The organism is Pseudogracilibacillus amylolyticus (SeqCode), assembly GCF_051918545.1.
Classification (GTDB): domain Bacteria; phylum Bacillota; class Bacilli; order Bacillales; family Amphibacillaceae; genus Pseudogracilibacillus.
This window is the reverse complement of record NZ_JBPPZG010000284.1, coordinates 1-4066: the sequence shown is the minus strand read 5'-3', so window position 1 is coordinate 4066 and position 4066 is coordinate 1. Positions and strand designations below refer to the sequence as shown.

The window sequence follows — 4066 nt, the reverse complement described above, 5'->3', positions numbered from 1 at the left end:
CGACACAGGACGTGTCGGTATTTAGTCGAAGTTCCCCTAATGCAGTGTCATTTTCACCGGACTTTTTGAACATCCTCACCGGACTTTTTGAACATCCTCTATGAACGGATATTTTTTACCATAATCCAAGAACACCCGAATTTTAAAAAAGAAAAGCTTTCCACCAAAGGGAAAGCTTCTGTTTCATGTATTTATTTTTTATTTTGCTGCGACTTCTGGTTTTTTTGTCTTACTGATTGTGGATCAGTTTCCTCAGAGAACTCAGTACCGAATTGACCCGGTTGAGCTTGAGCTGCCTGTTGGTTTTGTTTTTTTACTTTTTCTACATTAGTTCCCGCTGGGGATTTACGATTATTAGCCATTGATATCACCTCCGCAGTTATTAACTTAACCAACTTGAGAAAAGTTATCCAAATCTGCGGATTGGTATTATGTGGAATTTATAATTTGGACAATAGCTCTTTTATTTTTAGATGTGAAACTGAGAATGGATATCGATCGAGTTCCGTATACGAAACAAATTGAAGAGATGAATCTTTCATTACCGCATCGATTACAACAGCTTCATAAACCGTTAAATCCCAAATTTTATGAGAGAAGACATGGTTAACCTTACCTATTTTTTTCTTCCGGTTAATTTCTATGCCATGTTTTTCATGAAATATTTTCTCAAGTACGTCCAAATGGCAGCTAATCATCGGAAACTGCCACATATTTGCTAGTAATCCTTCGTTTGGACGCTGTTCTATTCCAATATTTCCTTTTTTATCTCGTAAAATTAAAACATTATAAGCAACCGTTTTTTGTTTTTTATTTTTTTGCTTAATAGGAAGTTTTTCTTGTACACCTGCATGAAATGCTCGGCATTCTTCTTGGACTGGACATACTAAACAGCCAGGTGATCTTGGCGTACAAACTAGTGCTCCCAGTTCCATCAACCCTTGGTTAAATGAAGAAGGATCCGTTTCACATATACATTCACGTACAATATTTTCAAATCTTTTTTTGACTCGTTGCTCACTAATATTATCTTTTATTAATAAAATGCGGGAGAGTACACGCATCACATTTCCATCAACTGCAGGTTCAGGTTGATTAAAAGCAATGGAGGATATAGCCCCTTTTGTATACGGTCCAATTCCTTTTAATTCTCCAAGCTGTTTTGGATTTTGGGGAACTTCTCCGCCGTATGTAGCAACTACTTCTCGTGCTGCCTCTAATAAATTTCTTGCCCGTGAATAATAACCAAGACCTTCCCAATCTTTTAAAACTTCCTGTTCGTCCGCTTTTGCTAAATCATGAATTGTTGGATAATGATCCATAAATTTCTCATAATAAGGAATAACGGTATCTACTTTGGTTTGTTGAAGCATAACTTCTGACACCCAAACTTTATATGGATCACTTGTTTTTCGCCATGGTAGTTCTCGTTTATTTTCCAAATACCAAGAGATAAGTTTTTTTTGAAACGAAAAATTGTCAAATTTATGTAACGCTTTATCACTCAAATTATCACCTCTATATGTTACAATTAGTTTATATGTATTTAGCTTAAGAGGAGGACACTTTCTAAACATGGATACAGGAACACATGTTGTTATGGGAGTTGCACTAGGGGGCCTTGCAACACTTGACCCCGTTGTAGCGAATGATCCGGCCTTATTTAATGCCGTGTTAGTCGGTACACTTGTCGGTTCCCAAGCACCAGACTTTGATACTATTTTAAAATTAAAAAACAATGCAGTCTATATTCGTAATCACCGTGGTTTAACACATTCCATTCCTGCAGTAATTTTTTGGGGCATCTTAATTTCAGCAATTATTTACTTATTTGCACCAGAAATTAATTTCCTCCACCTTTGGCTTTGGACTTTTTTGGCTGTGATCGTTCACGTGTTTGTTGATATTTTCAATGCCTACGGAACACAAGCTATTCGGCCTTTTTCACATAAATGGGTAGCGCTTGGCTTTATAAACACATTTGACCCATATATTTTCTTTCTGCATGTTGGAGGAATTATTGCTTGGATATTAGGGGCAAATCCCGGCACAACTTTCTTAATTATTTATGCTGTGATCATCCTCTACTATATTAAACGTTATTTCGATAAAAGGGAAATTGTTAAAAAGATTGAAGAATACTTTCCCAATACAGAGCAAGTAGCTACTTCACCGACAATGAAGCAAAATTACTGGCGTGTAGCGATTACGACAAAAGATCGTTTTTATGTAGGGACTGTAGACAATGGGCATATTCAATTAATGGACGAATTTGAAAGAATCGATTTACCTAAATCGGAAATTATTGAGATAGCTAAAACAGATAAAAATATTGAAGCTTTTCTATCATTTTCTCCCGTTTACCGTTGGGAAATAGTTGAATACGAATGGTTTACGGAAGTACGTTTTATTGATTTACGTTATCGATCAAAAGGGTATTATCCTTTCGTTGCCGTTGCGCAAATTGATGAAAACTTAAATATTATTAGCTCATATACTGGCTGGATTTTTTCTGAGCAAAAATTGCAGAAAAAGTTATTTTTCGAAGATAATCCTACTTAAAATGAACTGTAGCGGAACAAAAAGAAAGTGAAGCGGTTTGTTTGGATCTATGGTCCAGCAAATGCGCTTCACTATTTTTATTTCTTTTCTTGTACTTTATCACCGAGCATTGCGATTGGTAAGGCTTCTTCTTGCTCCAGCTGTTCACCAAGCAAATTTATGCGATGTCCCCAAGCCATAACACCATTAATATAATTGATTTTAAAGGTATACCCCGGATCCCCGTTCAATTCATGAATATCTTCTGGATGAAATTCGTCTGGGTTCAACATATAAGACGATACAATTTGCATTTTTCTTTCATATATTGCAACTTTATTAATTTCACCCAATTGTTCCGCTTTTTGGGCTTTTTCTTTTAATTCTCCAAGCTCCTGTCGCAACTGCTCTACAGTATAATCACTATAACGATAGTTCATTTTTTCATCCCCTTACATGGTTTATTTTACAACTATTTGTCCAATTTCGCTACATATTCGTTAATTAAATCCCCTTGAAAACCGCGTTGATACAAACTTGCTTTTAATTTCATGTTTAACTCGTTACCTTGATATTTTTTTTCATAACGTCTATATAATTTCCTTGCCTGTATTTCTAAGGCTGCTAACTCAGCTTCTTTATCAATTGGTGGTTTAATTTCATCGAAAACTTTATTTACCACATCGGTGTCAAAACCTTTTTGCATAAGTTTGATTTTTAATGCTTCATTTTGTTTATTATATGATTTATTACTTTTTCGCTTTAATTGTTTTTGTGCCCATTTTAACGCAATTTGAAATTGGCTTTCATAGCTGTACAATGTAATTGCTTTATTTGCTGTTTCTGCTTTTACTCCTTTGTCCGTTAATTCTTTTACGATTAATCTTGGTCCTTTAGATGTTTGGTTCATTCTATCCCTAACAAAAGCTTTCGCAAATTCTATATCATTGATATATTTTTCTTTTTCAAGTCTTGCAATAATTTCATCCATTACACTTGGGGCAACTTCTTGCTTTTTTAAATAATTGCGCACTTCCTGCTTTGATCTCATCCGATAACTTAAAAAACGGATAGCTTGAACGTAAAAACGGTGCCATGTTTCATTTTCTGTTATTGTTTCAATCTCTTCTTCTGTTAACGTTAACCCTTTTCGTAAATTATATTTTATAAAAATATCTTCGGTAACACTAAACGCATAATTATCATTTAAAAAAATATTATAGCGATCGGATGATTTTTTCTGTTTAGAAATTTTTGTAATCGTTGGCAATTGACTCACCTCTATCTATATCATAACATGAATATAAAGGGATGCAGTTTATTTTAAGGGAGGCGGTTAGATGAATATATTAATGACCGGTGGAACTGGTTTTATTGGAAGTCGTTTTGTAAACAAATTAGTTAATGAGGGTCATCATGTTTATGTAATAACCCGTTATCCTAGAACGCATAAAGATACCGAATCCGTATCATATATTAGTTTTGATTATCCAATTAGAAGGTTACCAACTATCCATGCTGTCGT

6 protein-coding genes are annotated in these 4066 nt (G+C 34.6%); 2 read left to right on the top strand and 4 right to left on the bottom strand.

The features are described 5' to 3' along the window. Nucleotides 1-191: 191 nt before the first annotated feature. Nucleotides 192-362 carry a gamma-type small acid-soluble spore protein gene (locus ACPYKA_RS19530; RefSeq protein WP_479543867.1) on the bottom strand — a complete coding sequence of 57 codons (171 nt, stop codon included), beginning with the start codon at nt 360-362 and terminating at the stop codon, nt 192-194. Between the two features lie 78 nt (nt 363-440). Further along, nucleotides 441-1508, bottom strand: coding sequence for an A/G-specific adenine glycosylase (mutY, locus tag ACPYKA_RS19525; RefSeq protein ID WP_479543866.1), 1068 nt, complete (start codon nt 1506-1508; stop codon nt 441-443). 67 nt (nt 1509-1575) lie between these two features. Between mutY and ACPYKA_RS19520 the strand changes: the two genes are divergently transcribed. Continuing rightward, complete coding sequence (locus ACPYKA_RS19520) at nt 1576-2562, top strand: metal-dependent hydrolase (RefSeq protein ID WP_479543865.1); 987 nt, start codon at nt 1576-1578, stop codon at nt 2560-2562. Between the two features lie 77 nt (nt 2563-2639). On the opposite strand, the gene ACPYKA_RS19515 is transcribed toward ACPYKA_RS19520, so the two are convergent. Together ACPYKA_RS19515 and recX are read right to left on the bottom strand one after the other, a co-directional pair. After that, complete coding sequence (locus ACPYKA_RS19515; protein WP_479543864.1) at nt 2640-2981, bottom strand: YfhH family protein; 342 nt, start codon at nt 2979-2981, stop codon at nt 2640-2642. 32 nt (nt 2982-3013) lie between these two features. Further along, entirely contained in the window at nt 3014-3811 is a 798-nt protein-coding gene (gene recX / locus ACPYKA_RS19510) for a recombination regulator RecX (protein ID WP_479543863.1), read from the bottom strand. 70 nt (nt 3812-3881) lie between these two features. Here recX and ACPYKA_RS19505 point away from each other — a divergent pair. Further along, on the top strand, nt 3882-4066 hold a 185-nt coding region (locus ACPYKA_RS19505), incomplete at its 3' end, for an NAD-dependent epimerase/dehydratase family protein (protein ID WP_479543862.1).

Excerpts from the sequence above, each read along its gene's own strand:
- ACPYKA_RS19530 (WP_479543867.1), bottom strand. The coding sequence starts at position 362 with ATGGCTAATAATCGTAAATCCCCAGCGGGAACTAATGTAGAAAAAGTA.
- ACPYKA_RS19520 (WP_479543865.1), top strand. The coding sequence starts at position 1,576 with ATGGATACAGGAACACATGTTGTTATGGGAGTTGCACTAGGGGGCCTT.
- ACPYKA_RS19515 (WP_479543864.1), bottom strand. The coding sequence starts at position 2,981 with ATGAACTATCGTTATAGTGATTATACTGTAGAGCAGTTGCGACAGGAG.